Below are 18,028 nucleotides of genomic sequence, written 5' to 3' on the forward strand. Positions count from 1 at the left end.
GGTTTATTTATTTTTTTGCATTTCCGGCATATCGGAGCTGTGCTCTAGCAGAGCCAAAGCCCCACCACAATATCAAACTCCGGATCAAACCCGGATCAAACTGTGGAGCCGCATCGGCGCAAAGGCGCAATGCGGCCCAACTTCATCAGGAAGCGGCTTCCTCGTCGGCAGCGACGTCGTCGCCTTCCGGCTCCTCTTCGCCTTCGGCTGCCGCCAGTTCGTCTTCGGTGATCCAGCCTGCCTTCAAACGCGCAGCCAGCACCATCTGTTCCGCATCGACGCGCGAAACATCGAACGGCGTCAGCACACCGCTATGGGTGATGGTGTCGCCATCCTTGCGCTCACGCCAGCCGACAAGATCGTCAACCGCATAACCGGCGAAGTCTTCAATGCTCTTCACGCCGTCCTCGCCCACCGCGACCATCATGGCCGTGGTGATGCCCGGCAGTTCGCGCAGTTCGTCCTCGACGCCCAGTTCCTGACGGCGGGCATCCTGCTCGCCTTCGATGCGCTCCAGATATTCGCGGGCGCGATCCTGGATTTCGCCTGCGGTATCCTCATCGAAACCGTCGATGGAAGCGATCTCGCTCAGCTCTACATAGGCCAGCTCTTCCACGGAAGCGAAGCCTTCGGAAGCCAGCACCTGACCGACCATTTCGTCGACATTGAGCGCTTCCATGAAGAGGTTGGAACGTTCGACGAATTCCTTCTGGCGGCGCTCGGATTCCTCGTCTTCGGTGAGAATATCAATATCCCAGCCGGTCAGCTGCGATGCGAGACGCACATTCTGGCCACGACGGCCAATTGCCAATGATAGTTGGTCATTGGGGACGACAACTTCAATACGTTCCGCATCTTCATCGAGCACAACCTTAGCCACTTCCGCAGGCTGAAGCGCGTTGACGATGAAGGAAGCCGCATCCGGCGACCACGGAATGATGTCGATCTTTTCGCCCTGAAGCTCGGCGACGACCGCCTGAACACGGCTGCCGCGCATGCCCACGCAGGCGCCGACCGGATCGATGGAGGCGTCACGCGAGACAACGGCGATCTTGGCGCGCGAACCCGGATCGCGGGCGACCGACTTGATCTCGATGATGCCGTCATAGATTTCAGGCACTTCCATGGTGAAAAGCTTCGCCATGAATTGCGGATGGGTGCGCGAAAGGAAAATCTGCGGGCCGCGCTGCTCGCGGCGCACATCATAGACATAGGCGCGGATGCGGTCGCCATAGCGGAAGGTTTCGCGCGGGATCAGTTCATCGCGGCGCACGATGGCTTCGCCATGGCCCATATCGACGATGACATTGCCATATTCGACGCGCTTGACCGAACCGTTGACGATCTCGCCGACGCGGTCCTTGAATTCATCATACTGGCGGTCGCGCTCGGCTTCGCGCACCTTCTGCACGATGACCTGCTTGGCCGACTGCGCGGCGATACGACCGAAATCCATGGGCGGAAGCTGGTCAGCGATGAAGTCGCCGATCTGCGCGTCCGGATTGCGGTCGCGCGCCATGAATAATGAAATCTGCGTGGCGTAATCCTCGACAGTCTCGACCACTTCGAGCAGGCGCTGGAGCTTGATTTCGCCGGATTTCGCATTGATGTCGGCGCGGATATTGCTTTCCTGGCCATAGCGCGAACGCGCCGCCTTCTGGATTGCATCGGCCATGGCCGCAAGGACGATCTCGCGGTCAATCGACTTCTCGCGCGCAACGGCATCGGCGATCTGTAGAAGTTCCAGCCTGTTTGCACTGACTGCCATAGGTCTCTCCTTGGTGACGCATCCGGTATCATCCAGATACCCGATGCCTGAAACTTATTTCTTTTCCGCGCCTGCTTCAGCGGACGCGGCTTCTTGCGTATCGTCTGCGGGATCGTTGCCCAGATCATCGCCGGGAATGCGGCCCTCACGCAAAGCCCTGTCCTTGCGCAGCGCATCGCGGATCAGATCATCGGTGAGAACGAGGCGTGCATCTGAAATCAGATCGAACGGAATGCTGACCACAGGCTCATTGCCATAAGAGACCTGATCGCTTTCGATCGTGACCGATTGCGCATCGCCAATCACGATGCGACCGCGAAACTTCCGGCGTCCGGCATGCATGACCGAGGTTTCGACCTTGGCGATATGCCCTGCCCAATCGGCGAAATCCGACCGGCGCACCAGCGGACGGTCGATGCCCGGCGAGGAAATCTCCAGATGGTATTTGCCGCTGACAGGATCTTCGACATCCAGAACCGGCGAAACCGTACGGCTTACCAGTTCGCAGTCCTCGACCGTCATGGTGCCATCGGGGCGCTCTGCCATGATCTGCAAGGTCTGGCCGTTGAGGCCGGACAGGCGAACGCGCACCAGACGAAAACCCAGCGTTTCAAGAACCGGCTCGATGATGGCTGCAACCTTGGCATCGACGCCGGTTTCGCGCAGAAAGCGCTCATCTGCGCCGGAGACCGCCGTTTGCGCTTCGTTTGTCTGATCCTGTTGCGTCAACTCAAAACCTTTCGAAAGGGCCGATAAAGCTCTTTTACAGGGCCGCAGGTAACAAAAAAGAGCGGGACCGGGTGGACCCACTCTTGTTCAAACGACCAAGAATTTGAAACTTATATACCAGCAAGTGCTGCTTTTTTCAAGAGCCGCACCTTTATTGTTTCACTTTCTGACGAAAGTCAGATAGGCGGCGCGGCGGCCTTCGCGGAACGCCTTGGCCTCGTAACGGGTTCCGGGCCAGCCTTCATAGGCGTCGTTCCAGTCGGCGGGGCCTTTGGCCTGCCAGTCGAAGGCGTCGTGACGGCGGCAATGCTGGAGCGTCCAGTTGACATAGTGCTCGATGTCGGAAGCAAAGCGGAATTTTGCACCCGGTTTCAGCACCCGTGCGAAACGGTCGAGATTGGCGTCGCTGACGAAGCGGCGTTTCCAGTGGCGGCGCTTGTGCCATGGATCGGGATAGAACAGATCGATGCCCGACAATGACGCATCCGGCAGCCAGTCGAGAATTGCGGTGGCATCCTCATCATAAAGGCGCAGATTGGGACGCGGCTGCGCATCGAGCGCCGCAAGCATTTTCGCCATGCCGTTGACGAAAGGCTCGACGCCGATAAAGCCCGTCTGCGGGTATCGGCCCGTCTCGTGATGCAGATGCTCGCCGCCGCCAAAACCGATTTCCATGCGCACGGAATCGACGGGGACATCGAAAAGCGTGCGCAGATCGGCGGGAGCGGGCAGGCCCGGATCGAGCTTGAGACGCGGCAGCAGATCGTCGAACAGTTCGTTCTGATGCGCGCGGAGCGGTTTGCCATGCCTGCGGCCGAAGAAATTTCCGGCCGCGCGTGTTGGGTGAGTTTCGCCAGTCATAAGGTCGATCAGGCCGAAAGGGCTTTCCTGAGAGCCTTGGTCAGATCGGTCTTTTCCCATGAGAAGGAACCGTCGCGGCCCGGCTTGCGACCGAAATGGCCATAGGACGAAGTCTTGGCATAGATCGGCTTGTTGAGATCGAGATGCTTGCGGATACCGGTCGGCGAAAGATCCATCACGCTGCGCAGCGCATCCTCGACGGCGGATTCAGCCACCTTGCCGGTGCCATGAAGATCGACATAGACCGAAAGCGGCTGGGCAACGCCGATGGCGTAGGAAAGCTGGATGGTGCAGCGATCGGCCAGATCGGCGGCAACCACATTCTTGGCGAGGTAACGCGCGGCATAGGCGGCGGAACGGTCCACCTTGGTCGTATCCTTGCCCGAAAAAGCGCCGCCGCCGTGCGGGGCCGCGCCGCCATAGGTGTCCACGATGATCTTGCGGCCCGTCAGCCCGGCATCGCCATCGGGACCGCCGATGACGAATTTTCCGGTCGGATTGATGTACCAGTTGCAATCATGCGCAATCGGAAGGCCATCCAGCGCTTCGCGGATATAAGGCTCGACCACGGAACGCACCTTTTTCGAATCCCAGCGCGCATCCAGATGCTGCGTCGAAAGGACGATCTGCGTGACTTCGGCAGCCTTTCCGTTTTCATACCGCACCGTCACCTGGCTCTTGGCATCGGGGCCGAGCGTGCCCGCCTCACCCTCGCCGCCATGGCGCGCCTGCGAAATCCGCTCAAGAATCTTGTGGGCATAATAGATCGGCGCAGGCATCAGATCGGGGGTTTCGCGGCAGGCATATCCGAACATGATGCCCTGATCGCCCGCGCCTTCCTCGCCCTGCCGGTCGGAGGCATTGTCCACGCCCTGCGCGATGTCAGCCGATTGCGGATGCAGCAGGACGTCGATCTTGACCGTCTTCCAGTGGAAGCCGTCCTGCTCGTAGCCGATTTCGCGGATTGCCTTGCGCGCAGCCGAACGAAAACGCGATGGATTGATGACCGGGTGGCCCGCCGCATCCTTGACGATGGAGCCGTCCTTATTCTTCTTCAGGAATGTTTCCGGCACCCGCACCTCGCCCGCGATAATGACGCGATTGGTGGTGGCGAGCGTTTCACAGGCAATACGGACCGACCAGGGATCGACGCCTGTGCGGCGCGCTTCCTTGTAGATCATGTCCACGATTTCATCGGAAATTCGATCACAAACCTTGTCCGGATGGCCTTCGGACACAGATTCGCTGGTGAAGAGATAAGAACTGCGCGACACGGGTAACCCCTCTTGAAAATCCGGCGGAGCCAATGTCCGCCACGGAACACAGTAGTGCCCGGAACAGCTTCCGGGCACGGTAATGTGTTAGCCAAGTTGGGAATAAACCGTCAATGCATATTCTTGCCATGAAGCCGGCTTGCCGGAAAAAACTTGCCGCAGGCTGCGTTTATTCGCCATCGGCGAGCGACTTTACCAGATCGATGATCTTGCGGCGGACTTTCGGATCGGAAATCCGCGTGAAAGCGCGGGTAAGCTGCACGCCCTCGTTGGAATTCAGGAAATCAACGACATAAGTTGCTTCATTATCTTCGGCAAAGCCGCCCTGCCCGGCGATACCTGAACCGGGAGCATCCTCGAAGAAGAACGATACCGGCACGGTCAGGATCGACGAAATCGCCTGAAGGCGGCTTGCGCCGACGCGGTTGGTGCCTTTTTCATATTTTTGAATCTGCTGAAAGGTGATGCCAAGGCTCTCGCCCAGTTTCTCCTGACTGAGTCCCAACATATTGCGGCGAAGCCGGATGCGGCTTCCGACATGCACGTCGATGGGGTTGGGTTTTTTCTTATTCTCAATCATTCAGCTGTGACTCCTCGCATTAGCGAGCCTTTATTCACGCCCCGCTCATCCGAGCAGGGTTCATATTATTCAAGGTGAGAGGTAATCCGGCAATTTTGCTCAAACGAGCCTGCAACCTTAGTATAACAGCTTAACAGCATTAGCATGTCAATGAAAACGCCTGCTAAATGGCAAGCGTAACCACAAGCACGCTATCAGCAGGGTTGATAGAATCACCAGAGCCTCCCTGCCGGATGGCGACCTGCCCCAAAATGGGACATGCGCCTGCGGCAGATAGGCGTCGATCACGTCCACCGCATCGAGCGGCAGTTCCTCGGTGATTCGACCATAAGCATCCACGATGGCGGATATGCCGTTATTGGCCGCGCGCACCATAGGCAGGCCCTGCTCGACGCTTCGGATCTGCGCCTGGCGAAAATGCTGGTAAGGCCCCGGCGTATCGCCATACCAGGCGTCGTTGGTGACATTGATGATCGCGGTCGGCTTGCGGCCCGTATAGCCAAGCTCGTCGGGAAAGATCGCCTCGTAGCAGATCAGCGGCAGGAAGGTCTGCCCTTCCATGACATTGATTGCGTGCCGCGCTCTGGCCGGGGTAAAGCCGCCCGGCATTTCGACCACTTCCTGAAGGCCGAGGCTGCGCAGCAGGCGCTCGAAGGGCAGGTATTCGCCAAAAGGAACCAGATGCACCTTGTCGGAATAGTCGGTGATCCTGCCGTGGCTATTGATGGCCAGAATGGAATTATAATAGCGCGAATTGCGGCGGGGAACGGTTTCCTCGCGCACTGCGCCCGTCAGCAGAACCTGTTCATCCGTCACCATATCGGCAATGCGCGCCAGCGCGTCGGGCGTCGACGATAATATATAAGGCACCGCTGTTTCCGGCCAGACGATCACATCGGGCACCGGCCTGCCCGCCGCAGGCGGCTGTTTCGACATGGCGATGAATTTATCGAAGATCGCGCGGCGTTCGCCATCGTCCCATTTCAGGCTTTGTGCAATGGATGGCTGCACGATACGCACCGAGAGCGTGGTTTCTTCCGCGCCCATCGGAGGCGCTTTCGCCAGCACCCATGCGCCGTAGAAGACATGGCCTGCGGCGAGGAATGCCGCAAGAAACAGCCCGCTCCGCGCCAGCCGCCCACCCGCAAGCAACGCGGGAGACGCAAAAAGAAAAACCGCCAGCACGCCCATGCCGGTCAATCCGGCAATGGCGGCCGATTGCATCAGCATCGGCGTGGGCATGAGGGCATAACCCAGCGCGTTCCACGGAAAGCCGGTAAAAAGGAAGCTGCGCAGCCATTCGGCAAGGCCGAAGCCGAAAGCCAGCGCGAGAATGCGGCCCAGCCCATCCGACCAGAACAGCCGCGCGACCATGGCGGCGAAGGCATGAAACAGGGCGAGGAAGGCCGGCAGGCCCAGAACCGCAAGCGGCAAAGCCCATGCGAATTCGTCCGCATCGACCAGAAGTGCTGCGCCGATCCACCATAAGCCCGCCACGAAATAGCCGAAGCCGAACCACCAGCCGGTGATGGCGGCAGGCAGCAAGCGGCGGATCAGGCCCTTGTCGGAATCGAACCGGCTGGCATCGATGAGCCAGACGAGAAGCGGAAAGGAAACAAAACCGGCAAAAAGAATATCGAAGGGCGGCTGCGTCAGCGTGAGGAAGGCCCCGGCCAGAAAAGCGGCCAGCGCATGCTGCCAGCCGCTTAAGGACCTGATCCTCCCCCCCAGCCCGTTAATCATCCCGCCTCTTTGGAACCGGCGAGGGGATCGGGATGGGCGTTTTCGGAAGAAGGCTCCGGCGCATCGGCAGCGCCTTCGGGGCTGGTGGCATCTAACTGATGCGTCTGGGAAAGCGGCACGATACGCACCCGCTTCACACGGCGCGAATCGACGTCCAGCACCTGAAATTCGTAACCCTGCACCGCCTGCACGAGCTCACCGCGCACCGGAATGCGGCCAAGGACCGAGAAGATAAGGCCGCCGACGGTGTCGACATCCTCGCCATGCTCTCCCACCTCGAAGGAGGGACCGATCTTTTCCACCAGTTCATCAAGCTCGACCCGGGCATCGACGATAAATGTGCCGTCGGCCTCTTCCGCGATCATGATCTCTTCGTCGTCATGCTCGTCTTCGATGTCGCCGACGACCATTTCCACAATGTCTTCCAGCGATACCAGCCCGTCGGTGCCGCCATATTCGTCGATGACCAGCGCCATCTGGATATGGGTCGCCTGCATGCGCGCCATCAATCCGCTGGCCATCATGGAAGGCGGCACGAACAGGACCTTGCGCACCAGATTGAGCTCGCCGATCGTCCTGGACAGGTCGATACGGTTCATGTCGAAACTATCGACGCTTTTTCCTTCGGGAGCCTTGCGCGCCTGACGGGTGATATAATTGAGCACGTCGCGGATATGGATCATGCCGCGCGGATCGTCCAGCGTTTCGGCATAGGCGGGCATGCGCGAGCGGCCCGTTTCCTCGAAAAGCTCCAGCACTTCCCAGAGCGGAGCGGAAATATCGACGGCCTCGACATCGGCGCGCGGAATCATCACGTCCTCGACGCGGATTTCGCGCAGGCTCAGGATATTATGCAGCATTGCCTTTTCTTCAGGAGAAAAAGCGGAATCCTGCTCGCTTGCCGTGCTGGAAAGAGCGTCGGCCAGATCCTCGCGCAAAGTGGAGGACTGACGTGAGCGCATGAAAGGAAAAATATTGGACAAAAGGGATCGCTTTTCGGCCAGAGGCCGCTGCGTACTTTGTCCTTCGGGGTCTTGCGCCTCGTTCCGGCCATTATCGCCGCCGGAGCGTGAATTCGAGTTTTGGTCTGACATGATCAATCTGTTTCGATGTGTAAACCGGATACAGCATAAGGGTCGGGGATGGCAAGAGCATGAAGGATGTCCCGCTCGCGGCGCTCCATCTCCTCGGCTTCCTCCTCCGTCTGATGATCGTAACCCAGAAGATGCAAAAAACCATGCACAATGAGATGGGTCAGATGATTTTCAAACGGCTTGCCCTCATCGAGAGCTTCCCGCTCCACCGTTTCACGCGCGATGATAATATCGCCGAGCATGGGGCCGGGCTGGTCGCCTGCCCTAACGGGAAAGGCCGGGAAAGAAAGCACATTGGTCGGCTTGTCCTTGCCGCGCCATTGCGCATTGAGCGCCTGAATGGAAGCGTCGTCGGTGAAAACCAGACTCAATTCGCTCTCGGCGGGTTTCAGCCGGAGATTGTCCCAGGCTGCTGCAACAGCGCGCGTCGCCAATCCCTCAAGAACGGTTTCATCCGGCCAGTTGCCGGCTTCGATCATAATGTCGATGTGGATCGTGTTGTCTGGCACGTCTTGCGCGGATTGCCCTGACGCAAACCGCTTATCCTTCCGCTTGTTAAAAAACTGCCCGCCTTCGGCGGACAGAATAGTGTTAAATCATCATTCCACGGCCCGATTGCAAGGGCGATATTGGTCTTTTCGTCTATATGCTTTTGCCGTGGCGGTCATAGGCGTTGACGATCGCCGCCACCAGCGGATGGCGCACCACGTCTTTTTCGGTGAAGCGGACCTTCACGACCGAATCCACATCGGCGAGCACATTGAGCGCTTCGACAAGACCGGACTTCTGGCCGGGCGGCAGATCGATCTGGCTGGGATCGCCATTGACCATCATGCGCGAGCCTTCACCAAGGCGGGTCAAAAACATCTTCATCTGCATGGAGGTGGTGTTCTGCGCCTCATCGAGAATGACCGCCGAATGGGCCAGCGTGCGCCCGCGCATGAAGGCCAGCGGCGCGATCTCGATTACGCCTGCGGCAATGGCGCGTTCGACCTTTTCCGCCGGTATCATGTCGTAAAGCGCATCATAGAGCGGACGCAGATAGGGATCGACCTTTTCCTTCATGTCGCCGGGCAGAAAGCCCAGCCGTTCGCCCGCCTCGACCGCCGGGCGCGAAAGGATGATGCGTTCCACAAGGCCGCGCTCAAGCAGCATGGCGGCATGGGCGACAGCCAGATAGGTCTTGCCGGTGCCCGCAGGCCCGACCCCGAAAACCAGTTCCGAGCGATCAAGCGCGCGCATATAGGCGTCCTGCGTCGCGGTACGGGCAAAGATCGTCTTCTTGCGCGTCGAAATCTGGGCTGCGGAAATCTTGCCCTTGTTCTCCAGCGTGGGCAAGATGAGCTGGTCATCGGCAGCAGCGGCCATGCGCAGGGCGCCATCGACATCGGATGGCGACAATTCATGACCCTTTTGCAGATATTCATAGAGCTGGTCGAGCGCCCGGCGTGCCTGCTCAGTCGCCGTCGGCTCGCCGCGGATCGAGAGCTGGTTGCCCTTGGAGCGTACATCGATGCCCAGTTGCTGCTCGATACGCGCCAGATTCTCGTCGAACTGGCCATAAAGCGCACTGGCAAGGCGATTATTGTCGAATGTAAGGACGATGTGGGCCATATCCGAGGCTCCCGAGACGGGGGTGCCGGACAGGCTTTTTTGCGTTTGAGTGGTTGGCTTGGCAGGTTTCAACTTTTCCGTAGCGCTCAACCGGATCTCCTCAATTGACCTGTTAAGGTTCTCGCATTGCGATCGCATTGGGGCAGGCTGTCAAGGCCCGCCTCAAAGCCATCATGCCTTCAGCCGAGTTTTTGCGCAATAAGACTATTGGTGCCGGTGGCAGTGATTTGCACATGAATAATATCGCCGACCGCATCGGCGTTGTTTTCGACAATGGCCGGAAGCAGCCACGGGGAGCGGCCCACCATCTGGCCGGGGAAGCGGCCCGGCTTTTCCAGCAGCACGTCCATCTTGCGCCCGATCATCGAATCCTGAAACGCATATTGCTGTTCGGACAAAAGCGCCTGAAGCCTTTGGAGGCGCTCATCCTTGACCGCTTCATCGACATGATCGTCAAGATCGGCACCCGGCGTGCCGGGGCGCGGCGAATATTTGAACGAATAGGCCTGCGCGTAATTCACCTCGCGCACCAGCTTCATCGTATCCTCGAAATCCTGATCGGTCTCGCCGGGAAAGCCGACGATGAAATCGCCCGAAAGCGCCAGATCGGGGCGGACATTGCGAATACGTTCGATCAGGCGCAGATATTCGTCGGCCTTGTGGCGACGGTTCATCGCCTTCAGGATACGATCCGAACCCGATTGCACCGGAAGATGCAGATAGGGCATCAATTGCCGCAGGTCGCGGTGGGCCGCAATCAGCGCATCATCCATGTCGCGCGGATGGCTGGTGGTGTAGCGCAGCCGTGCAACACCGGGAATACGCGCAAGGCGAAACAGCAATTCGCCCAGCCCCCATTCGCGGCCATCGTCGCCCACGCCATGCCAGGCATTGACGTTCTGCCCCAGAAGGGTGAGTTCGCGTACGCCGCTATCGGCGAGGCGCTCGGCTTCTGCGACAATCTGCGCCACGCTGCGCGAGACTTCCGCGCCGCGCGTATAGGGCACCACGCAGAAGGTGCAGAACTTGTCGCAGCCTTCCTGCACGGTGAGAAATGCCGAAACGCCGCGCTTGACGACTTCTTCACGCCGGGGCGCGGGCAGATGCTCGAACTTGTCCTCGATGGCATAATCGGTTTCGACCACCTTTTCGCCGCCGCGCACCCTTGCAAGCGCATTGGGCAGGCGGTGATAGGTCTGCGGGCCGATGACCAGATCGACATTGGGCGCGCGGCGCAGGATCTCCTGCCCTTCCGCCTGCGCCACACAGCCTGCGACGCCGATGGTCAATTCCTTGCCATCCGCTTCGCGCGCATTCTTCATCTTGCGCAGGCGACCGAGCGCTGAATAAAGCTTTTCCGAAGCCTTTTCGCGGATATGGCAGGTATTGAGCAGGACCAGATCGGCATCGTCGGGCCTGTCGGTCGTCACATAGCCTTCCGCCGCAAGACTGTCGGCCATGCGCTGGCTGTCATAAACATTCATCTGGCAGCCATAGGTCTTTACAAAGACCTTACGGGTGTTGCTGCCAGCCGGTGTTTTCTGCATATCGGTCATATTTTCGCTCATGGCGGCTATCTACAGTTTTTATCGCGCATTTGGAAGGCGATAAACCCGCTCGGGCGTTAATCATCTGCAATGTCGCGCGCGAACAATGCGCCTTGCAGCAATGTCCGCACCCGTTCTTCCATGATTCGCGCCAGCATTTTGCGGTCCGTGTCAGCGGTCACAACCACCGGCTCGCCGAAACGCACTTCGACATCAATCGCGCCGGCACGCAGGACACCCTTGAGATGGGGCAGCAATTCGACATCGCCCGGCCACGATACGACAGGGCGATGATAGCGCCCGATGGCCATGCCGTGCAACCGGGTATAGGCGATTGCGACCGGCTGGACGATCACTTCGTCCACGTCCGTCTCGCGGATCGCGGCATGGGCCGCGCCAAACAGCGCCGTTTTGAAGGGCAGCACACGATTGCCGTCCGAAGTCGTCCCTTCGGGAAAAAGAATCATGGCATCGCCCGCAGCCAGACGGGTGGCGATCACGGATGTCTGCTGGCCGGTCTTGCCGCGCCGCTCGCGCTCGACGAAAATAGTGCGTTGCAGGACTGCCAGCAGGCCGAAAACGGGCCAGCCCTTCACCTCGGACTTGGCGATGAAGGACACCTGCCCGACCGTCGAGAGGATGATAATGTCGCTCCATGATGTATGGTTTGCCACCAGCAGCAGCGGCCGCCCCTCATGCATTTCGCCATGAATATGGACACGGAAGCCGAGCAATCGGGCGACGATGCGATGGAAGCGGTGCGGCAGGCGCTTCTTCCAGCCATTCTTGAGCTTCAGGAAGACATATTGCACCGGAATGAGTGACAAGGTCAGCGCCGCAAAGGCGGCCAGAACGACAATGATGCGGATTGAGCCGATCATTGCGGCCTCTTGAAATCGCGCCGCAAAATGAGAGCGGAAGAGCGGCCATTTTCCGTTTCATAATAGGCCGGGCGGCTCCCCACTCTGGCAAAGCCCAGGCGGCGATAAAGCGCCTGCGCCGCCACATTGGCCTCATCGACTTCCAGAAACAGGGTTTCGGCACGCTCCTGATAAAGATGACGCAGCACGGCATCCATCAGCAACCGGCCAATGCCCTGCCGCTGCGCCTCGCCTGCAACCGCGATGGTGAGGATTTCGGCCTCGCCAGCCACAAGCCGCGCCAGCACGAAACCGCAGGCGGCGGCTGGCCTGCCCTGCGGGCGGGCAATGAAGCCGAAAACCGTTTCCTGCGCGATCAGCGCGCGGAAATCGTCCGAACTCCAGCCGTGGTGAAAGACTTGTGCATGGATGCGGTGAATTTCTGCGCTGTCGCGCGCGCCAAGCGGCTCGATCAGAACGGGCTTGCGGCCAAAGCGCTCGCGCAAGAAGCTCATCATCGCGCTATTCTCCAGCAGAACGGCGCGGCAGCGCAAAGCCGGTTTGCGGCTTGGCGTCGGGAGCGCGCATATAAAGCGGCCGGGGGGCTTCGCCCGGCCCATGCCGGGCTGCAAGCCGCGCATAAGTGCCGATATGTCCGGTCGCCTCGCTTCGGGCAACGGTGAAAATACCTGAAAGTGCTTCATTGACCGCATTGGCCGCAGAACCTGCCAGCACGGTCTGCGTGGATTGCGCGCGTGCAAGGGCGATCGCCTCATCGCGCGACACGACGACCGGATCGGCCTGCGCTGTGCCGTCCCCGGCAAAGGCCTGCGCATAGATTTCACCACGATGGGCATCCAGCAGCACGAGAACGGGCCTTGCCGGATGGGCCTGTGCGGCCTCGAAGGCCAACACCTGAAAAGCGCTGACGCCAATGGCCGGACGCCCCAGCGCCAGCGCGAAACCGCGCGCCGCCGACACGCCGATACGCACGCCGGTAAAGGAGCCGGGGCCGATATTGACCGCCACACGGTCGATCCCGTTCATGGCGATTCCAGCCTCATCCAATGCTGTTGCGATGTAATCCATGAGCAGTTCGGCATGGCCCTTGCCGATATTCTCGCTGACTTGCGCGAGAACAAGATCGCTCTGCGCATCATAAATTGCGGCAGCGCACCAGGAAGAGGCGGTATCGAGAGCGAGTATCTTCATGCGCTTCGCGTAGATCAGAAATCGCGCCGCGACAAGCCCCAAGCGGCGGGCGCATGAAAAGTTCGGTTTCACCGGAACCAAATGCGCGTTCGCGCGTTTTACCACCAAGGGCGCGGGTTTTCCCGCTTGCCATCTCGAAAAATGCGGTTTCCAGCCGGAAACTGACTGGTTTCAGCAATAATAGTTATGAGGAAAAAATGTCCAACAAGGCAATGCATGCAACCCGTAACGATCTTCCTTCCAATACCAAGACGACGATGATCGCACTGCTCAACGAGAATCTGGCAGCGACCATCGATCTCTCCCTCATCACCAAGCAGGCGCACTGGAACCTCAAGGGGCCGCAATTCATCGCAGTGCACGAAATGCTCGATACGTTCCGTGCCGATCTTGATGACCATGTCGATACGATTGCCGAACGCGCCGTCCAGCTGGGCGGCACGGCCTATGGCACGACGCAGGTGGTCGAAAAGGAAACGAAGCTCGCGCCCTATCCGACCGATATTTACGCCGTCCACGATCATCTCAAGGCTTTGATCGAGCGCTATGGCGATGTGGCGAACCTGATCAGAAAATCGATCAAGGATGCGGATGAAGCCGGCGACGACACCACCGCCGATATTTTCACCGCTGCCTCGCGCAGCTTCGACAAGGCGCTGTGGTTCCTTGAGGCACATGTGCAGGAAAGCAAATAGGTTCAAGGCCGGGATTTCCCGGCCTTTTCCTTGTTACGGCAGACAGGTCAGGCCCATTCGCCGCCGCGCATCACCGGCTCGCGGCTGCCATCGGCATTGATGCCGTCGACGTCGATCTGGCCGGAGCCGATCATCCAGTCGATGTGAATGAGGCTCGAATTGCCGCCCTGCGCGGCGATCTGTTTGGGCGAAAGCGTTGCTCCGTCGATGAAGCATTTCGAATAGCATTGCCCGAGCGCGATATGGCTTGCGGCATTTTCGTCGAAAAGCGTGTTGTAGAACAAAAGCCCGCTCTGCGAGATCGGCGAGGAATGCGGAACCAGCGCCACTTCGCCGAGCCTGCGCGCGCCCTCATCCGTATCCAGCACCTTCAAAAGCACTTCCTCGCCGCGGCTGGCCTTCGCCTCGACGATCCGGCCCTTCTCAAAGCGCACGGAAATATTATCGATCAGCGTGCCCTGATGCGACAATGGCTTGGTGCTCGAAACATGGCCTTCCACGCGCAGCGCATGCGGCGTGGTAAAGACCTCTTCGGTGGGAATGTTCGGATTGCAGGTGATGCCGTTTTTGGCCATCGACGCCCCACCATGCCATTCATGCCCGTCGGCCAGCCCCACGGTAAGATCGGTACCCGGACCCGTAAAATGCAGGGCGGAAAAATTCTTGCCATTCAAAAAACGGGTGCGTGCACGAAGATTGGCATTATGCGTCGCCCATGCTTCGACCGGATCATCGACACCGACGCGCGACGCCGAGAAAATTGCATCCGCCAGCTTGCGCGTCGCCGCTTCCTCCGGCTCATCGGGAAACATCAATGCCGCCCATGCCGGGTTTGGATAGGAGATGATGTTCCAGTTGATGTCAAACCCGGCAATCTTTTCGAGCGCGGGCTGATAGGCGATGGAATTGGCACGGTTGGCGCGCGAAACTTTTGCGGGGTCCTGCGCCGAAAGCAGCATCGGATTGTCGGCGGCGATGGCCAGGCGCGCGGCACCATTCGCATAGGCTTTGGCCATGCCCTCATAAAGCCAGTCGGCGGCGCGGTCGAAACTTTCATCGGAGGCGTTTTCATAGCGCGCCAGTGCCAGCGCATCATCGGCAAAGAATGGCGTGACCAGTCCGGCCCCGGCCCTGTAGGCGTGTTTGGCGATCAGCCGCACCAGTGGCAGCGCCACGACCGGCGCGGTAATGACCAGATCCTGTCCTTCGCGCAATTGCAGGCCGACGCGCACAGCCACTTCGGCCAGACGTTCAAGCTTTACCGGATCGATGGCGGGATTGTTCGTATCGTGAGCCATGAGGGCGGAGAACCTTTTGGAAAAATCTGTATCGCTGCGCTATATTGAACATGCGGTCAGAAGCAATAGCAATCAAACGAAAGCAATGGCAATGAGGAAAAGTGCGCTTATCATTCTGGCTACCGCCACCCTGCTGGCCGGGTGCGTGACGATGACGCCCGAACAACGCCGCGCCGCTGATGAGCAGACCTGCCGCAATTACGGTTTCAGGGAAAACACGGAAGCCTTTGCCAACTGCCTGATGCGGCTCGATCTCGACCGCCGCGCGGATCGCCGTGCCTGGGAGAGCCGGACGGATTTTTATGACCGGCCGCTGGTGATCTATCAGCCGGTGCCCGTCCGCATCAAGAAGTAACGTCCGCAAGCCTTTTCAGGCACAGGCTCAAAGCGGCGTGTGCGGACGTTCCTGCGCGAGCAACAATGCGCCAATGGCGTCTATACGCTCATTATCGGGACCATATCCCAATTGTGTCCTGTGGGAGATCGTCTGCGATTGCGCAGCGCCTTCATCCAGTCCGGAAACGGGCTGATATGCCGCCATCTGGGTGAGCTGCGGCTTGTCGGCAGGCTTGACCGGCAATGTCGCCAGCCTCTCCTCGCCCGCGCCCGGTCCGGAAGCAATGCCCTGCTCTTCCACCTGCGGGGTGCCGGACGCCTGCGCCAGCACGCTCTGCACATCGGGCTGCGGCGCGGATGGCGCTTGTGACGGCGAAACATAAGCAAGAGCATAGGGCGTCTGCGGCACCGGGTTTTCCAGTGAACCGTCACGCCTGCGCTTTTCATAGAAAGAATTGCCGCCCGCAACCAGCACATAATGCATGTTGCGATAGGGGAATTTCAGCCCGGCGGTGTGGAAGAACATGGCGTTCTTGAGCTTTGGGTGGCGCTTGCCCTTCAAAACCGCGTCGGCTGCCGCTTCCACATCAGGCAAAGGCTTCATCTTGCGCGTGAGGACGCCGGGGGCGAACTGCTTCTTCTGGCCAACCACACCGCAAATCGTATCGGGGTAGCGTTCATTGGCGAGGCGGTTCATCACGACGGTTCCGACAGCCACGAGGCCATCGGGGCTGGAACGGTTGGATTCGAAGAACATGGCGCGCTGAAGGCATTCACGATCGCGCGCCGTATAGGCAAAGGTTTTCGTGCCCTGCACCGTTTTGACGTGGCTGGCCGCCGCCGTCTTGTCCTTGCCTCCGGTTGTCGTGCAACCCGTCACTGCAAAAGCTGCCATGAGCAGCCCCGCAAGAATGGGCAGTTTCCACTTAACGGGGCGCGTCAACGGTTCTGTCTCATAGTTAGGACCCTTAACTGTTTCGCCCGCTCCCGCCCTTCGGGGGCATCGGGAAAGCGGGCTGCGGTGGTGCAAGCCAAAAGAACGGCGATTAAAATCAGACGTTCGGTGTCACTCGTCACATTCAAGGTTTTGGAATTTTTAGGCCAAAAAAAGGCGATGGGTCAAATTCCGAAAATGAAGCTGCGGCTGTAACAACTGCAAACCGAACCCGATGGGAGAGATGAATCTCGCCTCAAAACCCCTTGAATATATTAATAAATTCTTAACGTACTTGAAAATATTCATAAGTTGTTGATTTAGCGGGATTCAAAATCTTGAAATGGCAGGCCATATCGCCGCCTTAATTCAGCTTTGCTTTGAAAAATTGGCAAGGGGCTGATTTTAAGCCCAGATCAACTCCCGAATTTCTGATTCCGGAAGGTTCCGCAAGGTTCCTTCAAATTTACCCGACAGATTGTAACATCGCGTGAGAATGAAGGATTCCAGCGCTTCTTACCGGCGGAGACCCCGAATCGGTGCCGTCCTCCGCCGGTATGAAAAGCGCCGGGCGTTCAGCCGAACGAGTAGCCGGCGCCGCGCACGGTGCGGATGGGATCGGGCGCGCGACCGAAATTGATGGCCTTGCGCAAACGCCCGACATGGACATCGACGGTGCGGTCGTCCACATAAATATCCGGTCCCCAGACGCCGTCGAGAAGCTGGCTGCGCGAGAAGACACGGCCCGGCGACATCATGAAATATTCGAGCAGGCGGAATTCAGTCGGTCCAAGCCGCACTTCGCGCTCCTTGCGGTAGACGCGATGCTGCTGGCGATCAAGCACCAGATCACCCACCTTGAGCACATGCGAGAGCACGCTGGGATTGGCGCGGCGCAGCATGGCCTTGACCCGCGCCAGCAGTTCCGGCGTCGAAAACGGCTTTACGACATAATCATCCGCACCCACGCTCAAACCGCGAACGCGCTCGCTTTCCTCGCCGCGCGCCGTCAGCATGATGATCGGCAGGCGCTCGGTTTCCGGCCATTGGCGCAGGCGGCGGCAGAGTTCTATTCCTGAAACGCCAGGAAGCATCCAGTCGAGAATGAGAAGGTCGGGCACATTTTCACGAAGCACCATTTCGGCTTCGTCACCGCGCAGAATCGTCTCTACCTGATAGCCTTCCGCTTCCAGATTGTAGCGCAGCAATACGCTCAGCGCTTCTTCATCTTCAACCACAGCAATTTTAGGTGCTTGTGACATTCCGGCAGTTCCTATTCAAAAATCCGGCGAGCGGAGAATGCAAGCCCCCCATCGACCGCGTGCCGCCGCGTTTTTCACATATCTCAGCCGCCGAAGCGGCATTGTTCAAGATTTGATGCCTGGAGCGGTCCTGTTCAATAAATCCCCGGAACCACTTCCGAGCGTTTGTTCTGGCGCATTGTCCGACGCAAAACCGCTGCGCACTTTTGCTGGAAATGCTT

Annotated in this window: 18 protein-coding genes; 2 read left to right on the forward strand and 16 right to left on the reverse strand. The window is 59.1% G+C overall.

Annotated elements, in window-relative coordinates; translation table 11 throughout:
* Window positions 1-145 precede the first annotated feature (145 nt).
* From nusA to tsaB, 13 genes are all read right to left on the reverse strand, one after another.
* Window positions 146-1,768: a transcription termination factor NusA gene (gene nusA / locus DKP76_RS02625; RefSeq protein ID WP_109704847.1), complete on the reverse strand. Its 1,623-nt coding sequence runs from the start codon at window positions 1,766-1,768 to the stop codon at window positions 146-148.
* Between the two features lie 54 nt (window positions 1,769-1,822).
* On the reverse strand, window positions 1,823-2,497 hold the full coding sequence (gene rimP, locus DKP76_RS02630; RefSeq protein WP_109704848.1) for a ribosome maturation factor RimP: 675 nt from the start codon (window positions 2,495-2,497) through the stop codon (window positions 1,823-1,825).
* Between the two features lie 159 nt (window positions 2,498-2,656).
* The gene (gene trmB / locus DKP76_RS02635) at window positions 2,657-3,358 is read right to left on the reverse strand and encodes a tRNA (guanine(46)-N(7))-methyltransferase TrmB (RefSeq protein ID WP_109704849.1); all 702 of its coding nucleotides are present in this window, start codon (window positions 3,356-3,358) and stop codon (window positions 2,657-2,659) included.
* A gap of 8 nt (window positions 3,359-3,366) precedes the next feature.
* Entirely contained in the window at window positions 3,367-4,632 is a 1,266-nt protein-coding gene (gene metK / locus DKP76_RS02640) for a methionine adenosyltransferase (RefSeq protein ID WP_109704850.1), read from the reverse strand.
* A 169-nt stretch (window positions 4,633-4,801) separates the two neighbouring features.
* Entirely contained in the window at window positions 4,802-5,212 is a 411-nt protein-coding gene (locus tag DKP76_RS02645; RefSeq protein WP_109704851.1) for a helix-turn-helix domain-containing protein, read from the reverse strand.
* 147 nt (window positions 5,213-5,359) lie between these two features.
* Window positions 5,360-6,955, reverse strand: a complete 1,596-nt coding sequence (lnt, locus tag DKP76_RS02650; RefSeq protein WP_109704852.1) for an apolipoprotein N-acyltransferase — start codon at window positions 6,953-6,955, stop codon at window positions 5,360-5,362.
* Window positions 6,952-8,049, reverse strand: coding sequence for a hemolysin family protein (locus DKP76_RS02655; protein ID WP_109704853.1), 1,098 nt, complete (start codon window positions 8,047-8,049; stop codon window positions 6,952-6,954). Before DKP76_RS02655 ends, lnt begins: the two co-directional genes overlap by 4 nt.
* A 2-nt stretch (window positions 8,050-8,051) precedes the next feature.
* Complete coding sequence (ybeY, locus tag DKP76_RS02660) at window positions 8,052-8,558, reverse strand: rRNA maturation RNase YbeY (RefSeq protein ID WP_109704854.1); 507 nt, start codon at window positions 8,556-8,558, stop codon at window positions 8,052-8,054.
* A gap of 133 nt (window positions 8,559-8,691) precedes the next feature.
* The gene (locus tag DKP76_RS02665; protein ID WP_199224733.1) at window positions 8,692-9,753 is read right to left on the reverse strand and encodes a PhoH family protein; all 1,062 of its coding nucleotides are present in this window, start codon (window positions 9,751-9,753) and stop codon (window positions 8,692-8,694) included.
* Window positions 9,754-9,842: 89 nt separating this feature from the next.
* Window positions 9,843-11,231, reverse strand: a complete 1,389-nt coding sequence (gene miaB / locus DKP76_RS02670) for a tRNA (N6-isopentenyl adenosine(37)-C2)-methylthiotransferase MiaB (protein ID WP_109704856.1) — start codon at window positions 11,229-11,231, stop codon at window positions 9,843-9,845.
* Between the two features lie 56 nt (window positions 11,232-11,287).
* Window positions 11,288-12,091: a lyso-ornithine lipid O-acyltransferase gene (gene olsA / locus DKP76_RS02675; protein ID WP_109704857.1), complete on the reverse strand. Its 804-nt coding sequence runs from the start codon at window positions 12,089-12,091 to the stop codon at window positions 11,288-11,290.
* A complete protein-coding gene (gene rimI, locus DKP76_RS02680) occupies window positions 12,088-12,588 on the reverse strand; it encodes a ribosomal protein S18-alanine N-acetyltransferase (protein ID WP_109704858.1) in 501 nt (166 codons plus the stop codon). The genes olsA and rimI overlap by 4 nt, the downstream gene beginning before the upstream one ends.
* Before the next feature lie 4 nt (window positions 12,589-12,592).
* On the reverse strand, window positions 12,593-13,282 hold the full coding sequence (gene tsaB, locus DKP76_RS02685) for a tRNA (adenosine(37)-N6)-threonylcarbamoyltransferase complex dimerization subunit type 1 TsaB (protein WP_109705150.1): 690 nt from the start codon (window positions 13,280-13,282) through the stop codon (window positions 12,593-12,595).
* A gap of 197 nt (window positions 13,283-13,479) precedes the next feature.
* Here tsaB and dps point away from each other — a divergent pair, with 197 nt between their 5' ends.
* The gene (gene dps, locus DKP76_RS02690; RefSeq protein ID WP_109704859.1) at window positions 13,480-13,977 is read left to right on the forward strand and encodes a DNA starvation/stationary phase protection protein Dps; all 498 of its coding nucleotides are present in this window, start codon (window positions 13,480-13,482) and stop codon (window positions 13,975-13,977) included.
* A gap of 47 nt (window positions 13,978-14,024) precedes the next feature.
* Here the strand turns inward: dps and DKP76_RS02695 are convergent, their stop codons facing one another.
* Complete coding sequence (locus DKP76_RS02695) at window positions 14,025-15,275, reverse strand: aminopeptidase (protein WP_109704860.1); 1,251 nt, start codon at window positions 15,273-15,275, stop codon at window positions 14,025-14,027.
* A gap of 85 nt (window positions 15,276-15,360) precedes the next feature.
* On the opposite strand from DKP76_RS02695, the gene DKP76_RS02700 reads away from it, so the two are divergent.
* Window positions 15,361-15,630 (forward strand): hypothetical protein, encoded by a 270-nt coding sequence (locus tag DKP76_RS02700; protein WP_109705151.1) that lies wholly within the window; start codon window positions 15,361-15,363, stop codon window positions 15,628-15,630.
* Between the two features lie 27 nt (window positions 15,631-15,657).
* On the opposite strand, the gene DKP76_RS02705 is transcribed toward DKP76_RS02700, so the two are convergent.
* Both DKP76_RS02705 and phoB read right to left on the reverse strand, forming a co-directional pair.
* The gene (locus DKP76_RS02705) at window positions 15,658-16,554 is read right to left on the reverse strand and encodes a cell wall hydrolase (RefSeq protein ID WP_109704861.1); all 897 of its coding nucleotides are present in this window, start codon (window positions 16,552-16,554) and stop codon (window positions 15,658-15,660) included.
* A 566-nt stretch (window positions 16,555-17,120) separates the two neighbouring features.
* Window positions 17,121-17,807, reverse strand: a complete 687-nt coding sequence (gene phoB, locus DKP76_RS02710) for a phosphate regulon transcriptional regulator PhoB (protein WP_109704862.1) — start codon at window positions 17,805-17,807, stop codon at window positions 17,121-17,123.
* Window positions 17,808-18,028: the final 221 nt, after the last annotated feature.

The sequence above is a fragment of the Falsochrobactrum shanghaiense genome (assembly GCF_003149535.1).
Lineage (GTDB): Bacteria > Pseudomonadota > Alphaproteobacteria > Rhizobiales > Rhizobiaceae > Brucella > Brucella shanghaiense.

Coding starts and splice junctions, on each gene's coding strand:
- DKP76_RS02655 (WP_109704853.1), bottom strand. CDS start 8,049: ATGTCAGACCAAAACTCGAATTCACGCTCCGGCGGCGATAATGGCCGG.
- phoB (WP_109704862.1), bottom strand. CDS start 17,807: ATGTCACAAGCACCTAAAATTGCTGTGGTTGAAGATGAAGAAGCGCTG.
- DKP76_RS02700 (WP_109705151.1), top strand. CDS start 15,361: ATGGCAATGAGGAAAAGTGCGCTTATCATTCTGGCTACCGCCACCCTG.
- miaB (WP_109704856.1), bottom strand. CDS start 11,231: ATGAGCGAAAATATGACCGATATGCAGAAAACACCGGCTGGCAGCAAC.
- DKP76_RS02645 (WP_109704851.1), bottom strand. CDS start 5,212: ATGATTGAGAATAAGAAAAAACCCAACCCCATCGACGTGCATGTCGGA.
- DKP76_RS02695 (WP_109704860.1), bottom strand. CDS start 15,275: ATGGCTCACGATACGAACAATCCCGCCATCGATCCGGTAAAGCTTGAA.
- dps (WP_109704859.1), top strand. CDS start 13,480: ATGTCCAACAAGGCAATGCATGCAACCCGTAACGATCTTCCTTCCAAT.
- trmB (WP_109704849.1), bottom strand. CDS start 3,358: ATGACTGGCGAAACTCACCCAACACGCGCGGCCGGAAATTTCTTCGGC.
- olsA (WP_109704857.1), bottom strand. CDS start 12,091: ATGATCGGCTCAATCCGCATCATTGTCGTTCTGGCCGCCTTTGCGGCG.
- nusA (WP_109704847.1), bottom strand. CDS start 1,768: ATGGCAGTCAGTGCAAACAGGCTGGAACTTCTACAGATCGCCGATGCC.
- tsaB (WP_109705150.1), bottom strand. CDS start 13,282: ATGAAGATACTCGCTCTCGATACCGCCTCTTCCTGGTGCGCTGCCGCA.
- lnt (WP_109704852.1), bottom strand. CDS start 6,955: ATGATTAACGGGCTGGGGGGGAGGATCAGGTCCTTAAGCGGCTGGCAG.
- rimI (WP_109704858.1), bottom strand. CDS start 12,588: ATGATGAGCTTCTTGCGCGAGCGCTTTGGCCGCAAGCCCGTTCTGATC.